This window comes from Sphingosinicellaceae bacterium, from assembly GCA_019285715.1.
Classification (GTDB): domain Bacteria; phylum Pseudomonadota; class Alphaproteobacteria; order Sphingomonadales; family Sphingomonadaceae; genus Glacieibacterium.
Genome location: CP079108.1, coordinates 1,239,623 through 1,264,000, shown reverse-complemented (window position 1 = coordinate 1,264,000; position 24,378 = coordinate 1,239,623). Strand labels below are relative to the sequence as shown.

21 protein-coding genes are annotated in these 24,378 nt (G+C 67.5%); 10 read left to right on the top strand and 11 right to left on the bottom strand.

Annotated features, from left to right (window positions below; genetic code table 11):
- The first annotated feature begins 390 nt into the window (after positions 1 to 390).
- Complete coding sequence (locus KX816_05870; protein QXQ08421.1) at positions 391 to 2,865, top strand: TonB-dependent receptor; 2,475 nt, start codon at positions 391 to 393, stop codon at positions 2,863 to 2,865.
- Here the strand turns inward: KX816_05870 and KX816_05865 are convergent.
- Positions 2,862 to 3,860: an aldo/keto reductase gene (locus KX816_05865; GenBank protein ID QXQ07547.1), complete on the bottom strand. Its 999-nt coding sequence runs from the start codon at positions 3,858 to 3,860 to the stop codon at positions 2,862 to 2,864. The two genes, KX816_05870 and KX816_05865, sit on opposite strands and share 4 nt — an antisense overlap.
- Positions 3,861 to 3,906: 46 nt before the next feature.
- Here KX816_05865 and glmM point away from each other — a divergent pair, with 46 nt between their 5' ends.
- The gene (gene glmM / locus KX816_05860; protein QXQ07546.1) at positions 3,907 to 5,256 is read left to right on the top strand and encodes a phosphoglucosamine mutase; all 1,350 of its coding nucleotides are present in this window, start codon (positions 3,907 to 3,909) and stop codon (positions 5,254 to 5,256) included.
- A gap of 376 nt (positions 5,257 to 5,632) precedes the next feature.
- On the opposite strand, the gene KX816_05855 is transcribed toward glmM, so the two are convergent.
- From KX816_05855 to KX816_05835, 5 genes are all read right to left on the bottom strand, one after another.
- Entirely contained in the window at positions 5,633 to 6,301 is a 669-nt protein-coding gene (locus KX816_05855; GenBank protein ID QXQ08420.1) for an N-formylglutamate amidohydrolase, read from the bottom strand.
- 180 nt (positions 6,302 to 6,481) lie between these two features.
- Complete coding sequence (locus tag KX816_05850; GenBank protein ID QXQ07545.1) at positions 6,482 to 6,778, bottom strand: hypothetical protein; 297 nt, start codon at positions 6,776 to 6,778, stop codon at positions 6,482 to 6,484.
- A 162-nt stretch (positions 6,779 to 6,940) separates the two neighbouring features.
- Positions 6,941 to 7,780, bottom strand: coding sequence for a 4-(cytidine 5'-diphospho)-2-C-methyl-D-erythritol kinase (locus tag KX816_05845; GenBank protein ID QXQ07544.1), 840 nt, complete (start codon positions 7,778 to 7,780; stop codon positions 6,941 to 6,943).
- Positions 7,750 to 9,483: a tetratricopeptide repeat protein gene (locus tag KX816_05840; GenBank protein ID QXQ07543.1), complete on the bottom strand. Its 1,734-nt coding sequence runs from the start codon at positions 9,481 to 9,483 to the stop codon at positions 7,750 to 7,752. The genes KX816_05845 and KX816_05840 overlap by 31 nt, the downstream gene beginning before the upstream one ends.
- A 234-nt stretch (positions 9,484 to 9,717) precedes the next feature.
- Positions 9,718 to 11,367 carry an electron transfer flavoprotein-ubiquinone oxidoreductase gene (locus KX816_05835; protein ID QXQ07542.1) on the bottom strand — a complete coding sequence of 550 codons (1,650 nt, stop codon included), beginning with the start codon at positions 11,365 to 11,367 and terminating at the stop codon, positions 9,718 to 9,720.
- A gap of 97 nt (positions 11,368 to 11,464) precedes the next feature.
- Here KX816_05835 and KX816_05830 point away from each other — a divergent pair, with 97 nt between their 5' ends.
- The 4 genes from KX816_05830 to KX816_05815 all read left to right on the top strand — a co-directional run bounded on the left by KX816_05830 (position 11,465) and on the right by KX816_05815 (position 15,343).
- On the top strand, positions 11,465 to 12,226 hold the full coding sequence (locus KX816_05830; GenBank protein ID QXQ07541.1) for a uracil-DNA glycosylase: 762 nt from the start codon (positions 11,465 to 11,467) through the stop codon (positions 12,224 to 12,226).
- Positions 12,219 to 14,135, top strand: a complete 1,917-nt coding sequence (locus KX816_05825) for a lytic transglycosylase domain-containing protein (protein QXQ07540.1) — start codon at positions 12,219 to 12,221, stop codon at positions 14,133 to 14,135. Before KX816_05830 ends, KX816_05825 begins: the two co-directional genes overlap by 8 nt.
- Positions 14,125 to 14,652, top strand: coding sequence for a molybdenum cofactor biosynthesis protein B (gene moaB / locus KX816_05820; GenBank protein ID QXQ07539.1), 528 nt, complete (start codon positions 14,125 to 14,127; stop codon positions 14,650 to 14,652). The genes KX816_05825 and moaB overlap by 11 nt, the downstream gene beginning before the upstream one ends.
- Positions 14,653 to 14,725: 73 nt before the next feature.
- Positions 14,726 to 15,343: an RcnB family protein gene (locus KX816_05815; GenBank protein ID QXQ07538.1), complete on the top strand. Its 618-nt coding sequence runs from the start codon at positions 14,726 to 14,728 to the stop codon at positions 15,341 to 15,343.
- Positions 15,344 to 15,466: 123 nt separating this feature from the next.
- Here the strand turns inward: KX816_05815 and KX816_05810 are convergent, their stop codons facing one another.
- Positions 15,467 to 15,709 carry a hypothetical protein gene (locus tag KX816_05810; GenBank protein ID QXQ07537.1) on the bottom strand — a complete coding sequence of 81 codons (243 nt, stop codon included), beginning with the start codon at positions 15,707 to 15,709 and terminating at the stop codon, positions 15,467 to 15,469.
- 128 nt (positions 15,710 to 15,837) lie between these two features.
- Here KX816_05810 and KX816_05805 point away from each other — a divergent pair, with 128 nt between their 5' ends.
- Positions 15,838 to 16,911 (top strand): PA0069 family radical SAM protein, encoded by a 1,074-nt coding sequence (locus KX816_05805; GenBank protein ID QXQ07536.1) that lies wholly within the window; start codon positions 15,838 to 15,840, stop codon positions 16,909 to 16,911.
- 124 nt (positions 16,912 to 17,035) lie between these two features.
- Positions 17,036 to 17,698, top strand: coding sequence for a choice-of-anchor C family protein (locus tag KX816_05800; protein QXQ07535.1), 663 nt, complete (start codon positions 17,036 to 17,038; stop codon positions 17,696 to 17,698).
- A 36-nt stretch (positions 17,699 to 17,734) separates the two neighbouring features.
- Here KX816_05800 and KX816_05795 read toward each other — a convergent pair whose 3' ends face one another.
- From KX816_05795 to KX816_05780, 4 genes are all read right to left on the bottom strand, one after another.
- On the bottom strand, positions 17,735 to 19,348 hold the full coding sequence (locus KX816_05795; GenBank protein QXQ08419.1) for a long-chain-fatty-acid--CoA ligase: 1,614 nt from the start codon (positions 19,346 to 19,348) through the stop codon (positions 17,735 to 17,737).
- Between the two features lie 463 nt (positions 19,349 to 19,811).
- Complete coding sequence (locus tag KX816_05790) at positions 19,812 to 20,624, bottom strand: phosphatidylcholine/phosphatidylserine synthase (protein ID QXQ07534.1); 813 nt, start codon at positions 20,622 to 20,624, stop codon at positions 19,812 to 19,814.
- Between the two features lie 34 nt (positions 20,625 to 20,658).
- Positions 20,659 to 21,426, bottom strand: coding sequence for a phosphatidylserine decarboxylase (locus KX816_05785; GenBank protein ID QXQ07533.1), 768 nt, complete (start codon positions 21,424 to 21,426; stop codon positions 20,659 to 20,661).
- A gap of 43 nt (positions 21,427 to 21,469) precedes the next feature.
- Positions 21,470 to 22,432: a bifunctional helix-turn-helix transcriptional regulator/GNAT family N-acetyltransferase gene (locus KX816_05780; GenBank protein QXQ07532.1), complete on the bottom strand. Its 963-nt coding sequence runs from the start codon at positions 22,430 to 22,432 to the stop codon at positions 21,470 to 21,472.
- Between the two features lie 99 nt (positions 22,433 to 22,531).
- Here KX816_05780 and KX816_05775 point away from each other — a divergent pair, with 99 nt between their 5' ends.
- Positions 22,532 to 23,113, top strand: coding sequence for a TIGR00730 family Rossman fold protein (locus KX816_05775; GenBank protein ID QXQ07531.1), 582 nt, complete (start codon positions 22,532 to 22,534; stop codon positions 23,111 to 23,113).
- Positions 23,114 to 23,140: 27 nt separating this feature from the next.
- Positions 23,141 to 24,355 (top strand): NADP-dependent isocitrate dehydrogenase, encoded by a 1,215-nt coding sequence (locus KX816_05770; GenBank protein QXQ07530.1) that lies wholly within the window; start codon positions 23,141 to 23,143, stop codon positions 24,353 to 24,355.
- The last annotated feature ends 23 nt before the right edge of the window (positions 24,356 to 24,378 follow it).

The window sequence follows — 24,378 nt, the reverse complement described above, 5'->3', positions numbered from 1 at the left end:
GTGGATTGCATACCAACCGCACTGATCGTCGGCGAATTGTAGAGTTCCGGTCTGGCTGCGGGTCAATTTGTAGCCGAAGGTCGGTGTAGGCGTATCGCGCTGGTCGATGCTTATTACAGCATGCAATACCAACAACCGTGGTCATGTGGGCAACACCTATCGCGTACGCGGTTGTGGCAAAACGGCCACTTTTACGATCTTTCATCAACCATAGCCTGTGACGCCGCTTGTATACAAATACCGGGATAATAGAGTGCTTGGGTCACGACAGGCGTGACGAATGCAGGCCGCGCCGCCAAGCGTCGTTCTGCCAGCACGAGGGCGGGCACCATGACGGGATACAAATCACTAGGCCGCTGGCTTGCAGGCGTCGCCGTGGTCGCCCCGTTCATGCTGATCCAGACAAGTGTCGCCGCACAGGCTTCCGCTACCGGTGTTGTACCGACGGATCCGGGCGACATCGTCGTCACAGCACGGCGCGTCAACGAGAGCCTGCTGCAGGTCCCGGCGTCGATCACCGCCTTTTCCGCCGACACGATCGACAAGGCCGGGATCCAGCGCGCCGAGGACTTTATCAAGCTCACCCCGGGTGTGACCATCGTCACGAGCACCGCCGAGGCGGGCGACACCCAGATCAACATCCGTGGCATCAACGGCGCGCGCGACGCCGAAAGCTCGGTGGCGCTGGTCGTCGATGGCATCCTGATGACCAACACCTCGTCGCTCAACCAGGACCAGGGCACCGTCCGGCAGATCGAGGTGCTCAAGGGACCGCAGGGCGCCTTGTACGGCCGCAACGCCGCCGCCGGCGCGATCGTCCTGCAGACCCTCAAGCCGACCGATACCCTCTCGGGCGGCGGTAAGATCAGCTACGCCAACGAGAAATCGGTCAACGGCAGCGCCTATCTGTCAGGCCCGATCGCGCCCGGCATCGGCTTCGTCCTGTCGGGCAATTACCGCCGCACCGACGGCTTCTACCGCAACACCTTCCTGGACGATAAGTCGGTCGACAACCAGGAAAGCTGGAACATCGACGGCCGGGTCATCGCCGAGGCCGGCCCCGACACGACGATCGATATCAAGGCGCGCTACGGCGAACTGCACGGCGCATCGATCAACTTCAATTCGGCGTTCCAGTTGCCGAACTTCGGTACCGTCAACCCGGCCTTCAACGAGGACGTCAACGACCACAAGTTCAACTATTATTCGAACATCAAGCCGACCAACAACCAGCGGACCATCGAGGGCTCAGTCAAGCTCGACCACGACTTCGGCCCGGTGAAGCTCACCGCCTACACGTTGTACAGCAATATCAAGAACAACCTGACGGCAGACGGCACCTCGGCCGACTTCGCCCGCTACATCTCCACAGTCGACCCGCGCGGGCAGCGCACCGTCAACTCGTGCTTCGCCACCACCGCCGCGCTGACCGGCTATCCGGTCAATCCGCCCGCTTCGATCGGCCAGATCCCGGTGCCGTTCCTGTTCGCGCCCGCGACCGGCTCGACCTTTGGGGCCTATTCGCCGACCACCTGCGACGGCACCCAGTATCAAGTCCGCAACCAGAAGGACATCAGCGCCGAGGCACGGCTGATCTCGCAGACCGATGGCCCGCTGTCGTGGCAGGCGGGCGGCTATTACCTGCACATCGACCGCACCGTTGGCGTCAGCCTCGGCGGCGACACCGGCAACGGTGTCATCAAGCAACTCTACAACGATCCGGCCTCGCTCAACCCGACCTCGCAGTTGTTCGCCGACCGCTTCCGTACCAATGTCTACGCGGCGTTCGGCTCGGCCGAGTGGAAGCCGACCTCGTCGTTCGATGCCAGCGTCGCCCTGCGCTATGACATCGAGCAGCGCCGCGCCCACAGCCTGGTGCCGATCGCCACCGACCCGTTCACCGGCGGCCCGATCAATCCCGGCCAGGCCTTTGGTCCGATCACCGACAAGAGCCGCACCTTCAAGCAACTCGAGCCCAAGATCAGCCTGCGCTGGGAAGTCGCGCCGCAGACCAACCTGTTCGCCGACTGGGGCGTCGGCTTCAAGTCGGGTGGCTTCAACAACCAGGGCTCGGCCGCCATCGTCAACGCCAATTTCAACAACCCGGTCATCCCCGGGATCGACGCGGACGTGCTGATCAGCGACCAGTTCCGGAAGGAGCGCTCGAGCGCCTTCGAAGCCGGCGTCAAGGGCAAGATCGGCCCGGTCACCTACAACCTCGCCGGCTATTACACCCAGGTCCACGACATGCAGTTCTTCGAGTTCTTCGTCGGCAGCTTTGGCCTGCTGCGCGTCGTCTCGAACATCGACCGTGTCGACCTCAAGGGCGGCGAGCTTAACGTCGATGCCAAGCTGGTCGACGGCTGGACCGTATTCGGCGCGTTCAACTACACGGACTCGGAGATCAAGCGGAACGCCTCGCGGCCCTATACGGTCGGCAACGAGTCACCCTACACCGCCAAGTATACGATCAACCTCGGCAGCCAGATGGTCGTTCCGGTGCGCGAGAGCCTGAACCTGCTGTTCCGCGCCGACTACAGGATCACCGGGCCGACGTGGTTCAGCACGGTGCAGGACCAGACCCGCCCGACGCTGTTCAGCGGCCTGATCCCGATCTCGCAACTGAGCTTCCTGCCCGCCTCGTTCGGCGACGCGAACTATGTCCGAGCCAGGCGTGATGCGTTCGGCGTGCTCGACCTGCGCTTCGGTATCGAGGGCAACAGCTGGAAGGCCAGTGTCTTCGCCAACAACGCCCTCGACCGCCGCTACCTGAACGAGGTCATCCCGGCGATCGAGTTCGGCGGCTCCTTCATCTCGCCGGGCGCGCGCCGCCTTTACGGGCTCGAGCTGGCCTACAAGTTCTAGCGGCGCACCATCGCCAGCATCGCAGGGTTACCGTAGCGCTCGCCGGACGTGCCGCCCGCCGGCGATGCGGCGTCGAGTTCGGCGAGGTCCGCCGCCGTCAACACCACGTCCGCCGCTGCCATCGAGTCCTCGAGCGTCACGCGCCGCTTGGCACCCGGGATCGGCACGATGTCGGGGCCCTGGGCCAGCAGCCACGCCAGCGCGACCCGGGCGGCGCTGACCTCGTGCCGGTCGGCGACGGTCTTCACCGCCTCCAGCGCGCGCAGGTTGGCGTCGTAGTTCGCGCCCTGGTAGCGCGGGTCGTTGGCGCGGTAGTCGCCCTTGGGATACTCCTCCGCGCGCTTTGCGGTCCCCGCCAGGAAGCCGCGGCCCAGCGGCGAATAGGGTACGAAGCCGATGCCGAACTCGCGGCACGTCGGCAGAATGTCGTCCTCGACGCCGCGCTCCCACAGCGAGTATTCGGACTGGAGCGCGGCGATCGCGTGCACCGCGGCGGCCCGTCGCAACGTCTCGGGTGCCGCTTCGCTGAGCCCGATGTGAGCGATCTTGCCCTCTGCAACCAGCTCGGCGAGTGCCCCGACGGTGTCCTCGATCGGCACGGCGGTGTCGACGCGGTGCTGGTAGAACAGGTCGATCTGCTCGACGCCGAGTCGCTTCAGGCTCGCCTCGCAGACGTCGCGGACATGCGCCGGGCTCGAGTCGAGGCCGCGCGCGCCGCCCTCGAACTTGAAGCCGAACTTGGTCGCGATGATCAGGCCGTCGCGCCGTCCGGCGATGGCGCGGCCGAGCAATTCCTCGTTGGCGAACGGGCCGTAGACCTCGGCGGTATCGAAGAAGGTGACGCCGATATCGATGGCGCGGTGGACGGTGGCGATCGCCTCCGCCTCGTCGGTGACGCCGTACATCGCGGGTAGCCCGGCAACCCCGGTCATCCCCATGCAGCCGAGGCCGAGCGCCGATACGGTCAGTCCGTCGCCGAGGTTGCGCTGCTGCATAAAGGTGTCCTTCCACGGGTTCGCGGCTGGGTATAGAAGCCGCGCCATGACAACTCCAACGCCCCGCAAGTATTTCGGCACCGACGGCATTCGTGGCCGTACCAACACCCCGCCGCTGACACCGGGTATTGCCATGAAGGTCGGGCAGGCGGCCGGCGCGCACTTCCTGCGCGGGACCCACAAGCACCGGGTCGTCATCGGCAAGGACACGCGGCTGTCGGGCTACATGATGGAGACCGCGATGACTGCGGGCTTCACCAGCGTGGGCATGGACGTCATCCAGATCGGCCCGATGCCGACACCAGCGGTCGCCATGCTGACGCGCTCGCTGCGGGCCGACCTCGGCGTGATGATCTCTGCCAGCCACAATCCGTACGACGACAACGGGATCAAGCTGTTCGGCCCCGACGGCCACAAATTGTCGGACGCCGACGAGGCGGCGATCGAGGCACTGATCGACACCGAGCTGCCGCTCGCCGAGCCCGCGCTGATCGGCCGGGCCCGCCGGATCGACGACGCGCGCGGTCGCTACATCCACTTCGCCAAGTCGACCTTTCCCGATGCCCTGCGCCTCGACGGCCTCAAGATCGTCGTCGACTGCGCGCACGGTGCGGCGTACTCGGTCGCGCCCGCGGCGTTGTGGGAACTGGGGGCCGACGTCGAGGCGATCGGCGTCGCGCCCAACGGCTTCAACGTCAACGACGGCGTCGGCTCGACCCACCCGCAACTGCTTCAGGCCGAGGTCCTGCGGCACGGTGCCGACATCGGCATCGCTCTCGACGGCGACGCCGACCGGCTGATCGTCGTCGACGAGACCGGCGCGCTGGTCGACGGCGACCAGTTGATGGCGGTGATCGCCGCGAGCTGGCAGGCGACCGGCATGCTGAAGGGCGGCGGCCTGGTCGCGACGGTGATGTCGAACCTCGGGCTCGAGCGCTATCTCGGCGGCATCGGCCTGACGCTGGAGCGCACCGCGGTCGGCGACCGCCACGTCCTCGAGCGAATGCGGACCCGCGGCTTCAACGTCGGCGGCGAGCAGTCCGGGCACATCATCATGGCCGACTATGCGACGACCGGCGACGGGCTCGTTGCAGCACTCCAGATCCTCGCGGTGCTGGTCGCCGACGGACGGCCCGCGAGCCAGGTGCTGAAGCGCTTCGACGCCCTGCCCCAGCTCCTCAAGAACGTCCGCTTCGCCGGTGGCGCGCCGCTCGACGACGCCCGCGTCAAGGCAGTGATCGCTGATGCCGAGGCGCGGCTCAACGGCACCGGGCGGTTGCTGATCCGCAAGTCGGGGACCGAGCCGCTGATCCGCGTCATGGCCGAGGGCGAGGACCTGAACCTCGTCGCGGCAGTCGTCGACGAGGTCTGCGCGGCGGTCGTCGCGGCGGGGTGAACGCTGCGAATATGAACGAGAGTTGTCAGAGTTTGCACCCTGGCGACTCTGCGATCTGGCCACCGCGCGGCGCGCCGCTGTCCAGGAACGGGCCAAAAACAACGAATTGAAGCTGTCATCCCGGTTGAAACCGTCATCCCGGGCTTGAGCCGGACCCAGCTAACCACGGCGTCCGGGCGCGGGATTAGCTGGGTCCCGGGTCAAGCCCGGGATGACAGGGGGGTGCGTGATCACGGTCCTGGCCTTCCGGTTTGGCATTCCAGCATTGAGAAAGATCGTAGGCCATGACGTCGGCACGACACTAATGTACCAGATCGGCGTATTGTAGGACAGCGGCAAGCCGCTGCATGCGCCCATCTTCGCGGGAGCGGCCCGCCTACACGCACGCTCGGATTATGTCCGCCAACACCACCGCCCAGCGCTCGACGCCAGCCTCGTCCGCCAACCCGTCCTGCCGGACCTCGATCCCGAGATAGGGCAGCCCGCGCGCCTCGGCGTGGCGGTCCATCGTGTAGTTGAGGTGGCGGCCCGAGTACGGCTCGTTGTCGCCGGCATCGATGCCCTGCCCACATAGCCGCTCGATGGCGATGCGGGCGGCGCGCTCGTCGCGGTTGTACAGGATGCCGATCGGCCAGGGCCGGGCTTCGTCGCGCGAGGCGAGCGCCGGGGTGAAGCTGTGGACACTGACGATCAGCCGGGGCGGGTCGGCGTCGAGGCGCGCGGCGAGGCCGTCGTGATAGGGGCGATGGTAGACCGCGATGCGCCGTCCGCGCTCGTGATCGGGGAGGTCGGTGTTGCCCGGGACGACGACGCCGTCGCTGGAGGCGGGGATAAGGCCGGGCGACTCGGGCTCGCGGTTGAGGTCGATGACGAGGCGCGAGACGTGGCCCAGCAACGCGGAGGCGCCGAGCAGGGTCGCGAGTCGCCGGGTCAGCGCGTCGACACCTAGGTCGACCGCGACGTGGCTTCGCATGACGGCTGGTGCGACGCCGAGCTCGATGCCGGCGGGCACGTGGTCGGAGGCGTGGTCGGCAACGAGCAGGATCGACGCAGTGCCGTGCAGCCAGTGGCCTGCGACGGTCGCGATGGCGGCGGTAGGGGTGGCGGGGGGATTCGGGGTATCGATCACGTCCCGCCTATGCCCGCAGCAGCGACCAAAAGAAAAGGGCCGCCCGGTTGCGCGGGGCGGCCCTTAGTCCAGCGGGGAGGGCCCCACCGAAGGCGATTAGTTGGCGGCGGTGGCCGTCCCGTTGAGCTGGGCGAAGTCGACGCCCAGGGTCTTCGCGGCAATCGCGAACTTCTTGCCGGCCTCGGCGCGGGCATCGTCCTTGCACAGCGCTTCGCCGGTGCGGATCGACTGCAGCGCCTTGCGGGCGACATCGGGCTGAGCAGTTGCAGCAGCGGCGCGGAGGTTGCCCGAGGCGGTCGCGCAGTCGATCGTCGCGGCCGAAACCGGAGCAGCGATGGTGAGGAAAGCGCCGATGGCAACGGCGATCGGTGCGGCGAAAAAGCGGTTGGTCATGTCGTCTCTCCTACTGGCGGACCGGCTGGAGGCCCTGGTTGAGTGCTACTCAGAACAACTGAGTGAAGCTTTAAGTGACACTCAGAACTCCGTCAAGCGGAATTTGAGCGCTGGTCAGAAGCTTTTCTTTAGCATGGTTTTGCTGCGCTGCAGCAAGAAAAATCAGGCGCGGGTGTCGCAGCCCGCGGTGCGCATGGTCGTGCAGGCCGACCACCAGTGTGCTGGAACGTCCCGGGCGGCCGCGGCGGCGCTACTCTGGTCGGCGAACAGTCCGAAGACGCTGCCGCCCGAACCGGTCATGCGCGCCAGTGTCAGACCCGGCCGCGAGTCGAGCCACTCGAGCAGCGTCGCGATCTCCGGAACCAGCTCCAGCGCCGGCGCGGTCAGGTCGTTGCGCGACGCATCGAGGCCCGCTGCAGGGTCGAGCGGCCCCCGGTCGATGCCGTCCCAGCCCGCGAACACCGGGCCGGTCGAGACCGCGATGCGCGGATTGAGGATCAGCACCGGCATGCCCGCCACGCCCGCGTCGACCGGCACCAGCGCCTCGCCCTTGCCGGTCCCGAAGCTGGTCGCGCTGGACACGCAGGCCGGCACATCGGCCCCGAGGTCGGCAGCGAGTTCGGTCAGCCAGTCCAGCGGACGGTGCAGGCCCCAGGCCCGGTTGAGCAGCCGCAGCGCCGCCGCGCCGTCCGCCGAGCCGCCGCCGAGGCCCGCCGCGACGGGGATGCGCTTGGTCAGGGTCAGCGCCGCCTTCGGCTCTACTCCCGCCGCTGCAGCGAGCGCGTGTGCGGCCCGGAGCACGAGGTTGTCGGCCCCTGCCCCGGCCGGCCCCGCGAACTCGCCTTCGACGCGGAGCGACAGCGTGTCCGCCACCTCAACCGTCAGTGTGTCACCGAAGTCAGTGAAGGCGAACAGGGTTTCTAGGTCGTGGTAGCCGTCGGGCCGCCGGCGGCGGACGTGGAGCGCGAGGTTCAGTTTCGCGGGGGCGTGTTCGCTGTCCAAGCGCCGGTCTCCTTCGGGGCGACCGCCACCGTGTTCGCCGCGAGCCTTTGGGCCACGTCGAGGCCGTAGTCGAGCTTTGACGCCAGCGTCGCCCGCGCTTTCGGGGTCGGGTCGAGGTCGATCGCCGCACGCCAGCGAAAGCGCGCCTCGATGCGGCGGCCCGAGCGCCAGTAGGCGTCGCCGAGATGCTCGTTGATCGTCGGGTCGCCGGGCTCGGCAGCAGCGGCGCGCTCGAGCGTCTTCACCGCGGCCGCCATGTCGCCGAGCCGGTATTGCGCCCAGCCGAGCGAATCGGCGATGAAGCCGTCATCGGGCTTCAACTGCGAGGCGCGCTCGACCAGCGCCTTCGCGGCGGGTACGTCCTGCCCCCGGTCGAGCATCGCGTAGCCGAGATAGTTGAGCACTGTCGGCTCGTCGGGCGCCATCGCCAGCGCGGTACGCAGGTCGGGCTCGGCCAGCGACCAGTTGCCGGCCTGCTCGAGGGTCGAGCCGCGCAGGAAATACAGGATCCACGCGGGCTTGCCGCCCGGCGCGAGATCGACCGCGCGGCCATAGGACTTGGCGGCATCGGCATAGCGTTCGGCCTTGCGCTGCCAGTCGCCGAGCCGGGCCCAGGCCTCGCTGTCGGCATCGGCAGCCTTGGTCGCCGCGACCAGCGCCGCCTCCGCCTCGGCCCCACGCCCCGCGTCGCCGAGCACATCGGCGCGCCGGGCTCGCGCCGCTGTTGCCAGGGCTTCATTCGCGCCGATCTTGCCGTAGGCCGCCAAGGCCGCATCATCGTAGCTGCTGCGCGCCAGCACGTCGCCCGCGACCAGCCACGACGCCGCGTTGTCCGGCGCGAGGAAGGTCGCGACGCGGGCGAAGACCAGCGCCAGGGCCACCGGCTTGTCCCGCGACAGGTCGGTCGCGAGCCGGGCGCAGACCCAGGCGACGCCGGTACGGGGGTCGCTGGCCAGCCCGCCGATGCGCTTGCCCGCCGCAAGTCGCGCCCGCGCCTGCGTCACCACCGCATCGTCGTTCGCACCCGCGAGCAGCGTCGCTGCACCCGCCTTGTCGCCCGATTGCTGGAGCGCGTCCGCCTCGCCGACGACGAGGAAGCTGATGCCCGGCCCGGTACCGGCGCGGAGCTCGTGATAGGCAGCGGCGGCGGGCGCGTACTTGCGCGCCGCGGCGAGCATGTGGGCGCGCGCTTCCGCGACATAGGACTTGGCGAAGCCGGTCATCGCCGTGGGATCGAGCTTGGCCAGTGCCAAGTCGGTGTCACCGCGCCCGAACAGGATCCAGCCCTCGACGATCGGCGCGATCACCGCGGCATAGCCAACGTCGGCGATGCCCGCACGGGCCGCGTCCGCGGCCTTCCAGTCGCGGCGGTCGAGCGCGTCGGCGAGACGGACCAAGGCCACCGTCGAGTCGCCCTTGCCAGTAGCCGCCAGACCGTTGGCGAGGGTCACTGCCAGCCGCTCGTCGCCCGCCACGATGGCAAGGTCGAAGGCGCGCTGCGCAACGGCCGGATCGGAAGGGTCGCGCTGCCGCGCCGCATCGGCAAAGCGCGCGGCGTCGAGCAGCTTGTCGTTGTCGGCCGCAAACCGACCGAGCACATAGTCGCGCGCGCCGCTGTCGGGGTCGGACTGCGGCACGGCAAGCGCCGTCGAGGCGGTGCTCAGCAGGACGAGCACCAGGGCGAGGGCGGAGGCAGACTTCATGCCGCCGACCCTGCCCTCACGCGGCACCAAAGGGAAGCGGTACTAGTGGGAAACGCTCCGGAGCCCGCGGCGGCGACCCCAACGCAGGCCAAGGCCCATGGTGCGGAAGCCGGCCGACAGCGTCGTCCCGGTCGCCGGCTCAGGGACCGGTCGCCCCGGTCGCCGGCTCGGGGACCGCGGCGGCGATAGTGTGGTCGTCGCTCTCGAACCCGGTGCCGGGGCCAGGCACGCCGCTCACATGTTCGGGTAATTTGGCCCGCCGCCGCCTTCGGGGACCACCCAGTTGATGTTCTGGGTCGGGTCCTTGATGTCGCAAGTCTTGCAGTGGACGCAGTTCTGCGCGTTGATCTGGAAGCGCGGCGCGCCCTCCTCCAGGCCGACGACCTCGTAGACACCCGCCGGGCAATAGCGCTGTGCCGGCTCGTCGTAGGTCGGCAGGTTGTACTGGATCGGGATGTCCGGATCGCGCAGCGTCAGGTGGACCGGCTGGTCCTCCTCGTGGTTGGTGTTCGACAGGAAGACGCTCGACAGCCGGTCGAAGGTGATGACGCCGTCGGGCTTCGGATACTTGATCGGGTGGACCGCGTCCTTGCGCCGGAGCTGCTCGTTGTCCTTGTGGTGTCCGAGCGTGAACGGCATCCGGACGCCGAGGTGCTCGGCCCACATGGTTATGCCCGCGACGACAGTGCCGACGGTGTTGCCGAACTTCTCGACCGCAGGCAGCGTGTTGCGGACGCCGCGCAGCTCGTCATAGACCCAGCTGCCCTCATAGGCGGTCTGATACTCGGCCAGTTCGTCGCCCGTACGCTGCGAGACGATTGCCGCAACAGCAGCTTCGGCCGCCATCATACCGGTCTTCATCGCGGTGTGGCTGCCCTTGATCCGGGGCACGTTGACGAAGCCGGCGCTGCAGCCGATCAGTGCGCCGCCGGGGAAGGTCAGCTTCGGCACCGACTGCCAGCCGCCGTCGTTGATCGCGCGCGCGCCGTAGCTGACGCGGCGGCCGCCGGTCAGCAGTGCGGTGATCGCGGGATGCGTCTTCCAGCGCTGCATCTCCTCGAACGGCGACAGATACGGGTTCGAGTAGTTGAGCCACGTCACGAAGCCGAGCGACACCTGCCCGTTCGCCTGGTGATAGATCCAGCCGCCGCCGTTGGCATCGGTCAGCGGAAAACCCTGGGTGTGGATGACGGTGCCGGGGACGTGCTTGCCGGGCTCGATGTCCCACAATTCCTTGACGCCGAGGCCGTAGACCTGCGGCTGGCTGTCCTTGGCGAGGTCGAAGTGGCGGATCAGCTGCTTCGACAGGTGGCCGCGCACGCCTTCGGCGAAAAACGTGTACTTGGCGTGGAGCTCGAGGCCGGGCTGGTAGCTGTCCTTGCGCGTGCCATCCTTGGCCACGCCCATGTCGCCGGTGGCGACGCCCTTGACCGAGCCGTCGTCGTTCCACAGCACTTCGGCAGCCGCGAAGCCCGGGAAGATCTCGACGCCGAGACCCTCCGCCTGGGTGGCCAGCCAGCGGCAGAAATTGCCGAGGCTGACGGTGTAGCAGCCGGCGTTGTTCATGAAGGGCGGCATCAGCGCGTGCGGAAATTCGGTCTTGCCCTTGGCCGACAGGATCCAGTGATGGTTCGAGGTCACCGGTACGGTCAGCGGGCTGTCAAGGTCCTTCCAGTCGGGCAGCAGCTCGTCGAGCGCCTTGGGGTCGACGACCGCGCCCGACAGGATGTGCGCACCGATCTCGGAGCCCTTCTCCAAGACACAGACCGCCAGCTCGATGCCGGCCTTTGCAGCCGCTTGCTTCGCCCGGATCGCCGCCGACAGGCCCGCCGGGCCACCGCCGACGATGACCAGGTCGTAGGGCATCGATTCACGTTCGGACATTCGATCTCCCGGAATTGATTCAATCTGTCGCGACTTTGCAATGGTTCGTCAGATACCGTCGCCTGCCACTGTTGACCATAGCGTCAACCGTCGCAGAGTGGCAGCTGTGAACGGGGGTCTCAACCAGCTGTCCTCACGCGAAGCGCTTTCGGCGCTGGCGTGGCTTGTCGACGCCGGGGTTGATACGCTCGTCGACGACACTCCGTTCCGATGGCTCGCGCCGCCCGAACCGGTCCAGGCACCGCCTCCCCCCGTCGCCGAGCTCATCGCTCCCTGCGAAGCGGATGCGGTCATCGAGGCGATCGCTACTGTCATCGGCGTCGACAGCCTGTCGGCGCTGCAGGCGGCCCTTTCGGAGTTCGACGGCTGCGCGCTCGCGACGCACGGCAACCCGCCGCTGTTCGCCGATGGCACCCCCGGTTCGGCGCTGATGCTGGTCGGCGACATGCCGAGCGCGGACGCGGTGCTCGGTGGCGACGCCGGGCTGCTACTCGACCGCATGCTCGCGGCGATCGGTCTCGGCCGCGACAGCGCCTACCTCGCGAACCTCGTCTACTGGCCGACCCCCGGTGGCCGGTCCCCCGCCGCCGCCGAGATCGCGGCCTGCGCGCCGTTCCTCCGCCGCCAGATCGAGCTTGCCAAGCCACGGGCAATCCTCGCGCTGGGCGGCGCCGCTGCCGCAGCGCTGACCGGCACCAGCGGCGGCATCAACCGCCTGCGCGGCAAGTGGCAGACGATGAGCGGCACCGACGTTCCGGTGATGCCCAGCTTCCACCCGACGCAGTTGCTCGCCCAGCCCAGCCTCAAGGCACTGGCATGGCGCGACCTGCAGGCACTCAAGGCCAAGCTTGATGATTAAGCAGTCCCTGTCCGTCCTGCTCGCGACCACGCTGCTACCGGTCGCCGCGCAGGCCGCTCTGGCTCCGGCCTGGGCGGTTCAAGCCGCCGCCGCGCCTCAGGCCGTCGCACCGCCTTCGACCTCCGCCGATATTACCGTCACCGGCGAGAGCACCGGCATCACCCAGTCCCAGCGCAAGGTGCCGCAGCAGCTCAACGGCGGCGAGCGCGTCGCCTACCGCCAGATCTTCCTCGACATCGACGCCGGACGGACGAAGGTCGCAGAGGCGGCGCTCGCGAACATGCCCGAGGCCGGCCTCCTGACCAGCACCGCCAAGGCGCAGCTGATGCTCGCCAAGGGCCTTGGGCGCGCCACCGCCGATGAGCTGAGCAACTGGCTGACCGCGAATGCCGACCTGCCGCAAACGCCGAAGCTGGTGCAACTTGCCCAGCGCGTCGGTGCCGCCTCGGCGCTGCCGCTGCCGGTTCAGCGCGCCTTCCGCACCGTCAGCTTCTCGACCCCGATGGCCCCCAAGGCGGCGCTCGGCTTCGGCATCCCCGGCGACAACGCGCTGGCCAACCGCCTAAGACCGCTGCTCGCATCCGACCGCAACTGGGATGCCGAGAGTGCTTGGCAGCTGCTCAGCGCCACTGCGTCGGAGCCCGTGGCGACCGAGTGGGCGCAGCGCACCGCGTGGAGCTACTACACCGGCGGCGACGATGCGGCGGCGATGCGGATGGCGTCGTACGCAGCGCAGGGCTCAGGCGAATGGGCCGCGCTCGGGGCCTGGGTCGTCGGCCTCGCCGCCTACCGCGAGAACGACTGCGAGACCGCCGCCAAGGCCTTCGACATGGTCGGCACCAAGCTCGCGGGCGAGGACCTGAGCGCGGGCGGTGCCTATTGGGCCTACCGCGCTTACGCCAAGTGCAATCACCCCGCCGAAGCCAATGCACGGCTTGCCCGCGCGGCACAGTACAAGGACCGCTTCTACGGGCTGCTGGCGCGCCGGGTCCTCGGGCAGGACATGGGCCAGGACTGGGTCGAGCCCGACTTCATCACCGCCGACTGGAACATGCTGTCGGCACTGCCGGGTGCGAAGCGCGCCGCCGCGCTGGTCGAGGTCGGGCAGCTCGGTCTCGCCGACCGCGAGCTCAAGTATCTCGCCGCGACCGCCAGCCCGCAGGCCTATGCGCCGCTGCTGCGCCTGTCGGCACGCCTCAACCTGCCGGCGACGCAATACTGGCTCGCCCAGCATCCCCCGGTCGGGCAGGACACGCCGATGAGCGCGCGCTTCCCCGCTCCCGACTGGCGCCCCGCCGGTGGCTGGCGCGTCGACCGCAGCCTGGTTTATGCGCACGCCCTCCAGGAATCGAACTTCCAGACCACAGCGACCTCGCGCACCGGCGCCAAGGGCATCATGCAGCTGATGCCCGCCGCGGCCCGCGAAATGACCGCGCGCATGGCCGACGGCACGGTGGTAGCGGTCGCCGCGGTCCGCGACCTCAGCGACCCCGAGTTCAACATCGAGTGCGGGCAGAGCTACCTGCAGAGCCTGCGCGACATGAGCTACACAGGCGGGCTGCTGCCCAAGGTGATCGCCGCCTATAATGCCGGCCCGGGCAGCGTGCAGAAGTGGAACACGACGCTGCGCGACAACGCCGACCCGCTGCTGTTCATCGAGTCGATCCCGTTCAAGGAGACCCGGCACTACGTCGAGGTCGTGCTGCGCAACTACTGGATGTACCAGCTCCGCGACGGTGCGCGGACGCCAAGCCTCGATGCGCTGTCGAAGGACCTGTGGCCCAAATTCCCCGGGATGGTCGGACAGGACGGCGTCAAGATCGTCCCAACGTTCGTCGCGCCGCCGGTCCCGGGCTACCTCAATCCGACGCTGCCGATCGACGACATGGTGGTCGCGAGTGCCGGTTGACGACAGCCGGACCTTCATCCCCGTCCACATCGCCGTCCTGACCGTCTCCGACACCCGCACCGCCGCGGACGACCGCTCCGGCGATACACTGGTCGAGCGGCTGACCGGGGCGGGCCATGTCCTCGCCGCCCGCGCGATCGTCACCGACGACGTGCCGAAGCTGGTTGAACAGCTCAACACCTGGATCAATGATCCGCGCATCGACTGCATCATCTCGACGGGTGGCACCGGGGTCACCGGCCGCGACGTCACGCCGGAAGCGTTCGCGCAGGTCTGGGACAAGGAGATCCCCGGCTTCGGCGAACTGTTCCGCTGGCTCAGCTACCAGAGCATCGGCACCTCCACCGTCCAGTCGCGCGCTACCGCCGGGGTGGCTCGGGGCACGTACCTGTTCGCGCTGCCCGGCTCGACCGGCGCGGTGAAGGACGGTTGGGACGGCATTCTGGCGTCGCAACTCGATAGCCGACACCAACCCTGCAATTTCGTCGAGTTGATGCCGCGGCTGACCGAGCGCTAGCGTACCCCGCTTGCGTCGTAACAGGGTCGGACATAGCCTGAGTCGAACCAGCCAAAGCCAAGGGGAGACACCGATGTCACGGACAACCTTGATCGCCACGATCGCCCTGATGATGGGCGCGACCGTCGCGGACGCACAGGACGCCGACCGTCAGCGGCCCGCCCGTCCGGGCGGCGGCGACCAGGCCCGGCCGACCGACCGGCGTCCGCCCGGCATGAATCGGCCCGTAGGTCCAGGCAACGGTGGCCCACAAGTTCGCCCGCCGCGCCCCGGTAACGGGGGGCCGCAGATCCAGCCGCCGCGTCCCGGCACTGGCGGCCCGCAGATCCAGCCGCCGCGTCCCGGCACTGGCGGCCCGCAGATCCAGCCGCCTCGGCCCGGTAACGGCGGGCGTCCGCCAATCGGCGTGCGACCGCCGCGGCCACCCCATGGCGGCGGCAACTGGCAGCGCCCGCCGGTCTCGGCTCCGCATTATCGCTACCCGCGCGGCTACGGCTATCGGCGCTGGAACCCGGGCCTGATCCTGCCGTCGATCTTCCTGAGCAGCGGCTATTACTACAATAATTACGCGGCGCTGGGCTTTGGCTCGCCGCCGAGCGGTTACCGCTGGGTGCGCTATGGTCCCGACCTGCTGCTCGTCCGCCGCAAGAACGGGCACATCAAGGAGGTCTATTACAACGTCTTCGGCTGAACGCTCGCGAAGAGCGATTTGTCGTATTCGTACAATGTGAGACGCCTGCCCGGCGGCATAACGCGCCCGGGCAAACAGGTTGGCGACCGGGCGGTGTGGACCGAAACCATGCCGCCCGGATCGCTAGCGGACGGGTCGATCCACGGTGCCGATACCGTAGCGGACGACCACCGGTGCCGGGCAGCTATCGATAGTCCGGAACAGTGCCAGGACATGGTTTGCCGGCGGCAATTCGCCGAGCTTGTGGAAGCCGGCCCGCAACGCCGCAGTCGCCGGTTCCGGTTCGATCGGCTTGCAATCGTGCCGCTGCCCGGGACTCGCGCTGGTCGCCAAGGTCGCGGCGACGATCATCGACACGAACAACATCGCATGTCTCCTGCACCGGTAGCCGGTATAGCAAACCGGGCCTGAGGGACCAAGCCAGTGCCGCTGACGGTCCGCCCGATCAGCGCTGTGTTCTTGTCTTGTTCTCGAAATGCGCCTAATCTCGCGCGATGCTCAACTCCGAGTTCCGGTCGGGCCGCGGCGCACCGCTCAACGCGCGCAGTACCCGCTTCGACGACCCCGCGCGTGTCAGCGACGGCGACTGGCTGGATGACCGCGAGCAGATCGACGACGGTGTCCCGCCGCTCCGTACCGAGGTCAGCCTCGAGACGCCGCGCACGATCATCACGCGCAACGCTTCGCCCGACATCGGCTTCGACCGCTCGATCAACGCCTATCGGGGCTGCGAGCACGGCTGCATCTATTGTTTCGCGCGGCCGACGCACGCCTATCTCGGCCTGTCGCCGGGGCTGGACTTTGAATCCCGCCTGACCGCCAAGCCAAGCGCCCCCGCCCTGCTCCGCGCCGAGCTGTCGAAGCGCGGCTACGCCTGCCGGCCGATCGCGATGGGGACCAATACCGACCCCTACCAGCCGATCGAGGCGACCCACCACATCACGCGCGCATGCCTCGAGGTCCTGGCGGAATTCGGGCATCCGGTGACGATCACAACCAAGTCTGATCGGGTCACGCGCGACATCGACATCCTCGCGCCGATGGCGGAACGCGGGCTGGCGGCGGTCGCGGTCTCGGTAACCAGTCTCGACCGGGTCACGGCGCGAACGCTGGAGCCGCGCGCCCCGACTCCGATGCGGCGGATCGCGGCGATCCGCGCGCTGGCGGACGCAGGCGTGCCGGTGTTCGTCTCGGTCGCGCCGATCGTGCCGGCGGTCACCGATCATGAGATCGAGGCGATCCTCGCGGCGGCGAAGGACGCGGGAGCACACGGGGCCTTCGCGCTGCCGGTGCGCCTGCCGCACGAAGTCGCGCCGCTGTTCCGCGCCTGGCTCGACACTCACCACCCCGACCGCGCCGGCAAGGTCATGACGCTGATCCAGTCGATGCGCGGCGGGCGCGACAACGATCCCGACTTCCACACCCGGATGCGCGGGTCGGGCCCCTACGTCGAGATGCTGCGGACGCGGTTCAAGCTGGCGTGCGCCAAGCTCGGGCTGGCCAACGCCCGTGTCGAACTGCGCACCAACCTTTTTAAAGTCCCAAGTGCGCAAGGCAGCCTGTTCTGAATTTGGACCGCTTGGGAAACAATGTACGAACTCGTACCGTATGTTAAGTCATTGCTAACGCAGAAACGTTATCCGGTTCTGGGGTCGTGGACAGAGCCGGTCGGGCTTAACGGGGAGTTTGTTGATGAGGCTGTATCCTTTCGTATTAACCGCTGCGTTGGTGTGCAGCAGCGCCGCAGCGCCGGCACTCGCAGTCGATCTGGTGAACGGCAGTTTCGAGGATGGGAGCAACCCGGGCGTCGGCGAAAGCTATGTCGCGGCGAACAGCAGCGACATCGTCGGCTGGACAGTGAGCGGCGGTGGCCTTGGCTACGTCGGTGACTACTGGCAGGCCGCCAATGGATCGCGCTCACTCGACCTGTCGGAGACGGCGAGCACGATCTCGCAGACGTTCGCAACCGACGTCGGCGGATCGTATGCGATTCTGTTCGATATGTCGGGTGATCCTGCAAGTGGCGCAGGTAGCAAGCAGTTGATGGTCGCCGTCGGCAGTGTGCAGCCGCTGCTCCAGGTCTATGACGTGACGGCGGACAACAGTCTCACCAACATGTTGTGGCAGAGCTATTTCTTCGAATTTACGGCGTTGTCCGAGACGACGACGCTGAGCTTTTCGAGCATGGGGGAAGGCGTTGGCCCGGCGCTCGATAACGTCATCCTGCTTGGCATCGATTCGATGCCGTCGCCGATTCCGGAACCGGTGACCTGGTCGTTGATGGGTATTGGATTCGGCCTGCTCGGTACCGCGATCCGCCGGTCGGGCGTGCGCGTTGCAGCGCGCGCTGCTTAGGCCTTGATGCCCGGGATGAGGTGATCACACCCGGGCTCATGCCGTCGGCAATACATAGTCCTTGTAGCGTGCCCGCAGCTCGGTCTTGAGCAACTTGCCGGTCGCCGTGTGGGGCAGGTCGTCGACGATCAGCACCTCGTCGGGGGTCCACCACTTGGCGATGCGGGGCTGCAGATAGTCGAGCACGCCCTGCTTGGTCACGGTCTCGCCGTCGCGGGCGCGGACCAGCAGCAGCGGGCGCTCGTCCCACTTCGGGTGGTGGATGCCGATCACCGCGGCCTCGGCGACCCCGGGCGCGCCGACCGCGGCGTTCTCGAGGTCGATCGAGCTGATCCACTCGCCACCCGACTTGATGACGTCCTTCGACCGGTCGACGATCTGCATGTAACCGAGGGGATCGAGGGTGGCGACGTCGCCGGTGTCGAACCAGCCGCCGTCGTCGACCGCGTCGCCGCCCTCGCCCTTGAAGTAGCGGCCGACGATCCATGGCCCGCGGACTAGCAGTCGGCCGAAGCTGCGACCGTCGCGGGGTAGCTCCGCGCCGTCGCCGCCGACGATCTTCATCTCGACCCCGAAGGCGGCGCGGCCCTGCTTGCACTGCATGTCGACCTGGGCCTCGGGCGGCAGCGCCAGCACGTTCGAGCACAGGACGCCGAGCGTGCCGAGCGGCGACATCTCGGTCATGCCCCACAGATGCCCGACGGTGACGCCGTGGCGGTCACGAAAGGCCTCGATCATCGAGCGCGGTACCGCCGACCCGCCGATGGCGACGCGCTCAAGCTGGCCGAGCCCCTCGCCGGTGCGCTCAAGGTATTGGAGTACCGTCAGCCACACCGTCGGCACCGCCAACGACAGCGTCACGCCCTCGTCGCGGATCAGCGTGCTGAGCGTCGCCGCATCGAAGTTCTGGCCATTAAGCACCAATTTAGCACCAGTTGCGGCGGCGGTGTACGGAATCGCCCAGGCGTTGGCGTGAAACATCGGCGCGATCGGCAGCACCACGGTGCGCTGCGACATGCCATAGGTGTCGGTCATCGCCGCCGCCATCGCGTGCAGGACGTTCGAGCGGTGGCTGTACTGGACGCCCTTGGGATTGCCGGTGGTGCCGCTGGTGTAGCACAGCCCTGCAGGCGCGTTCTCGTCGAGCACGGCCCATTCGTAGTCACCGTCGACGCCGGCGAGCATGTCCTCGTAAGCGGTCAGCTTCAGCGACGACTCGGGCAAATGCGCAGCATCGGTGAGCACGACATAATGCTCGATCGTCTCCAGCCGCGGCGCGATCTCCTCGACCAGCGCCATGAAGCTGAGGTCGAAGAACAGTACGCGGTCCTCGGCGTGGTTGGCGATGTAGACGATCTGGTCGGCAAACAGCCGCGGGTTGATGGTGTGCGCGACCGCGCCCATTCCCGAGATGCCGTACCAGCTCTCGACATGCCGCCACGTGTTCCACGCCAGCGTCGCGACGCGGTCTCCGGTGCGAATGCCGAGCCGGTCGAGGCTTTGTGCCACCTTCAGCGCGCGCGCACGGACCTCGCGCCAGTTGGTGCGGTGGACGCCGCCCTCGACCGCCAGGCTGACGATCTCGCGGTCACCGTGATTGACGCCGGCATGATCGATCAGCCGCGACACCAGCAACGGCCAGTCCTGCATGTGTCCGTCGTTGATCACGAAACTCTCCCCGATTTCGGGTGAGCCTTACCCGGCGCGACGGCTCGTGTCAGCCGGGCCGGGCGGTGCGCTGTCGTTGGCGGCTTCCAGCACCGGCATTTCCGGTGCGGGCGCGTAGTCCAGATCGACGATATCCATGGGCAGTCCCCCGACCGCTTGCGCAATGCAATCTCGATAGCATCGGGCGGCAGCGATGTCGCCAAGATGAACACCGCCGCTGCGTCGATTTGACAAACCAGGAACAAAGTGGGAACGGTCGGAACAAGATGCGAATCGGTTCATTCGTTACCGGTACGCACCGGACCTGCGGTGGAGGTTGATATGACTGAAGTTTTCGCGATTGCAGTGGTGAGCACGACGTTGCTGCTCGGTCTGCTGAGTTTAATCACCACGCTGATCGGTCGTCATTTGCCGCAAATAATCGACGTGCTCGCCGAAGGAGCTTCTAGAGGCGTGGTCCGGACGGAAGCGCCGCGACTGCACTACGCCGCTTGACCCGACCGTAGCTGCGGATCGCCAGCGGGATCGATGCCGCATAGACGATGCTGAGTAGCGACAGCGTCATCCACGGCGCGGAGAACAAAGCTCCCGCAAACAGACCTACACCGAGCAGCGCGACCAGCCGCCACGACGGGCGCAAGCGGATCGAGGACCAGGCGTAGGTCGGCAAACTCGACGCCATCATCGCCGCAGTAGAAGCGATCACGACCGCGCTGACGGCGAAGCGCAGGCGTGGATCGGCGAGCCACTCGGGGCCGATCCAGAACGACAAGAACAACGGACTCAGCGCGAGACCCGCGCCGACCGGAGCGGGAATACCGGTCAGGAAGCCGGCACGCTTGTGCGGCTGCTCGTCGATGTCGAGGCGCGAGTTGAACCGCGCCAGCCGCAGCGCGCAGGCCACTGCATGACCGAGCGCGAACACCCAGCCGACGCCGGGCATGTACTGAAGCGACCACAAGTACAGGACCAGCGCCGGGGCAACCCCGAACGCAGTTAAGTCGGACAGCGAGTCGAGCTCGGCGCCGAAGCGGCTGGTGCCTTTGAGCAGCCGCGCGATGCGTCCGTCGATGCCGTCGAGCACACCGGCGATGATGATCGCGCCGACCGCCTTCTCCCACTCGCCGGCGATCGCGAACCGCACCGCGGTCAGTCCGAAGCACAGGGCCAGCACGGTCACCGCATTAGGGATCAGCGCGCGCATCGGCAGGACGCGCTGGAACCGGGTCGGCTCGTCGAGCTCGGTATCGAGCTTCATGCCCCGTCGCTTGCGACTTGAGCCGTCGTGCGGCTCACTGCTTGGTGGCGGCGAGCAACGGCAACGCGCCGGCGCGCGCGATCACGGTTTCGCCGGCGACGGCGCGCTGCCCGACCGCGACCTGCACGGCGTGACCGGCGGGAACGTAGATGTCGAGACGGCTGCCGAAGCGGATCAGCCCGATGCGCTGGCCGATGCGGACGACATCGCCCTCTTGCACGAAGCGCATGATGCGCCGCGCCACGAGGCCCGCGATCTGGGTAAAGCCGACGGCGACACCGCTGTCGCCCTCGATGATGAAATACTGGCGCTCGTTGTCGTCGCTGGCCTTGTCGAGGTCGGCGTTGAGGAACTTGCCCGGGACATAGACGACGCGGCGAACGGTGCCGGCGACCGGCGCCCGGTTGATGTGGACGTCGAACACCGACATGAACACCGACACCCGGGTCATCGCAACCATGCCCAGGCCGCCGATCCCGCCGAGCTGGCGCGGCACCTCGACTTCGGTGATCAGGCTGACCATGCCGTCGGCGGGCGAGACGATCAGCCCGGGCTCCGACGGCGTCACTCGCACCGGGTCGCGGAAGAACGCCGCGATCCACAAGGTCAGGCCGGCCAGCAGCCACGCCAGCGTCGTCCAGTGCAGCGCGAAACCGACCAGCAACGTCGTGATCGCCGCGATGGCGACGAACTTGTGCCCCTCGCGGTGGACGGGCGGCAGCGCGTATTGCGCGCTCTCGGTCACGACGACCGGCGTTGTCCGCGGCGACACCGCCTCAATCTCGGTCGGGATTTCAGTCATGCGAGTGCTTTAGCGGGATAGGACGGCGGGGGCAAACAATGCGCTACTGGGCCGCAACATAGCGCATCGCGACGTCGCAGCGCTCGTAGCGCGCCCCAAACCGCGCCATCGTCTCGGCGTCGTGGACGAACCCAAGCTTCTCATACAGGTGGATCGCCGCCGCGGACTTGCGGTTGCTCAGCAGGTAAAGCCAATCCGCCCCCATCGCGAGACCGCGCTCGATCACCGCTGCCAGTAGAAACTCGCCCGCCTTGCAGCCCCGCGCCGCCGCAAGCACGCCCATCTTGGTCAGCTCGAATTGCCGCTCGCCGGTCTTCTGGAGCGCGCATGTACCGACGATACCAGCCCCTTCCGCCTCGACGAACAGGATCGCACCGCCGGGGTCGACGATGCGCGAGCGGGGGTTGTCGAGGACCTCGCGGTCGGTGTCCTCGAGCCGATACATGTCGGCGATCCACTCGGCGTTGATGTCACGGAAGGCAGGCGCAAGGTCGTCGCTGAACTCGCGAATCGACAGGCGCGGCGGGGGCAGCGCGGCCGCACGCTGGTCGAGCGGGCTTTCGGCCAGCAGAGCTTCGAGTGCCGCGATCTGCTCGAACAGCGACCCCTTCAGCGTCCCGACCATGTCCGTCACCGCGGCTTCGATGCCGGGCCATACCGCGAGCTTCGACCTGAGCATCGCCGCTGCGCCGGCCTTCGTGAGTGTGATTGTCTTGTGGCGCTGGTCGCGGCGGATGCGGCTGACATTGACGAGCCCTAGCTCGACGAGCCGCGACACCGTCCGCGTTACATTCGGCTGGCTGGTCTGCATCGCCTGCGCCAGTTCGCTGATCGTCTGCGGGCCGTAGACGTCGAGTGTCGCGAGCAGCGGATATTGGCTCGGCTGGATCGCCAACCCAGCGCGCTCGGCAACGTAAATGACCTGCCCCTGCATGGTTTCCGCAAGCCGTTTCAGCCGGCTGCCGAGGAACAGCGCCTCGTTCTCGCGGATCAGATCGCCAACCATTCGCCTCACTCCATAACTTGATATATGCAAGGCTATATTGTTGGACCTGTCAACACTTCCTGCGTTGCCGGCGCGGCGATTTGTGGCAAAGCCCTCGGCATGCCGATCACCTCACTTTGCCTGTTCTGCGGCTCGCGCTCGGGCACCGACCCCGCCCACGCCGCGACCGCCCGCGACCTTGGAGCGTGGTGCGCGGCGAACAATATCCGCCTGGTCTACGGCGGCGGCGGCATCGGGCTGATGGGCGAAACGGCGCGGGCTTGCCTCGCGGGCGGCGGCGAGGTCGTCGGCGTCATCCCCCGCCTGCTGATGCGCGAGGAGGTCGCGCAGGTCGGCCTGACCGAGATGCATGTTGTCGAGAGCCTCCACGAGCGCAAGATGCTGATGCACGACCTGGCCGATGCCGTCATCGCCCTGCCCGGCAGCATTGGCACCCTCGACGAGCTGTTCGAGGCGATGACGTGGCGCGAACTCGGCATCCACGACAAGCCGATCTATCTGCTCGGCGCGAGCGACTACTGGGCCCCGTTCATGGCGCTGCTCGCGCATCTCGACCAGGAGGGCTTTGCCCCGCCCGACCTGATGCGCCTCGCCGAACCGGTCGACAGCCTCGATGCGCTCGCCACCCGGTTGCTTGCCGAGCCCTCGCCCCGTAAGGCTGCCCGCGACATTGTCCCCTGAGGGCAAGCCGATAAAACCGAGGAATACATGGCCAAGATCAAGGTAGCCAAGCCCGTCGTCGAACTCGACGGCGACGAGATGACCCGGATCATCTGGCAGTGGATCCGCGAGCAGTTGATCCTGCCCTACCTCGACATCGAATTGCTCTATTTCGACCTCGGTATCGAGCACCGCGACGCCACCGACGACAAGGTCACCGTCCAAGCGGCGAACGCCATCAAGGAACACGGCGTCGGCGTAAAGTGCGCGACGATCACCCCGGACGAGGCGCGGGTGAAGGAGTTCGGCCTCAAGCGCATGTGGAAGTCGCCGAACGGCACGATCCGCAACATCCTCGGCGGCGTCGTCTTCCGCGAGCCGATCGTGATTTCCAATGTGCCGCGCCTGATCCCCGGCTGGACCGACCCGATCGTCATCGGCCGCCACGCGTTCGGCGACCAGTATAAGGCCACCGACTTCCTGATCCCCGGCCCGGGCAAGCTGATGATGAAATGGACCGGCGACGACGGTCAGGAGATCGAGCACGAGGTCTTCCAGTTCCCCTCCGCCGGCGTCGCGATGGGGATGTACAACCTCGACGATTCGATCCGAGATTTCGCCCGCGCCTGTCTCAACTACGGCATCCAGCGCGAATGGCCGGTCTACCTGAGCACCAAGAACACGATCCTCAAGGCCTATGACGGCCGGTTCAAGGACCTGTTCGAGCAGATCTACGTCGACGAGTTCAAAGCCCAATATCTGAAGCTTGGCATCGTCTATGAGCACCGGCTGATCGACGACCTCGTCGCGTCGGCGCTGAAATGGTCGGGCAAGTTCATCTGGGCCTGCAAGAACTACGACGGCGACGTCCAGTCGGACATGGTCGCGCAAGGCTTCGGCTCGCTCGGCCTGATGACCTCGATCCTGCTGACCCCGGACGGCGAGACCGTCGAGGCCGAGGCCGCGCACGGCACCGTGACCCGCCACTACCGTATGCACGAGCGCGGCCAGCCGACGTCAACCAACCCGATCGCCAGCATCTTCGCCTGGACCGGCGGCCTCAAGCATCGCGGCAAGCTCGACAACACGCCGGAGGTCACCGCTTTCGCCGAGACGCTGGAGCGGGTCTGCGTCGAGACCGTCGAGCAGGGCCACATGACCAAGGACCTCGCCATCCTGATCGGCCCCGACCAGGCGTGGATGACCACGGAGCAGTTCTTCGAGGCCGTGCGGGCCAACCTCGACAAGGCGATCATGGCGTAAGGGTCGGCGCCGAACGGCCCCTT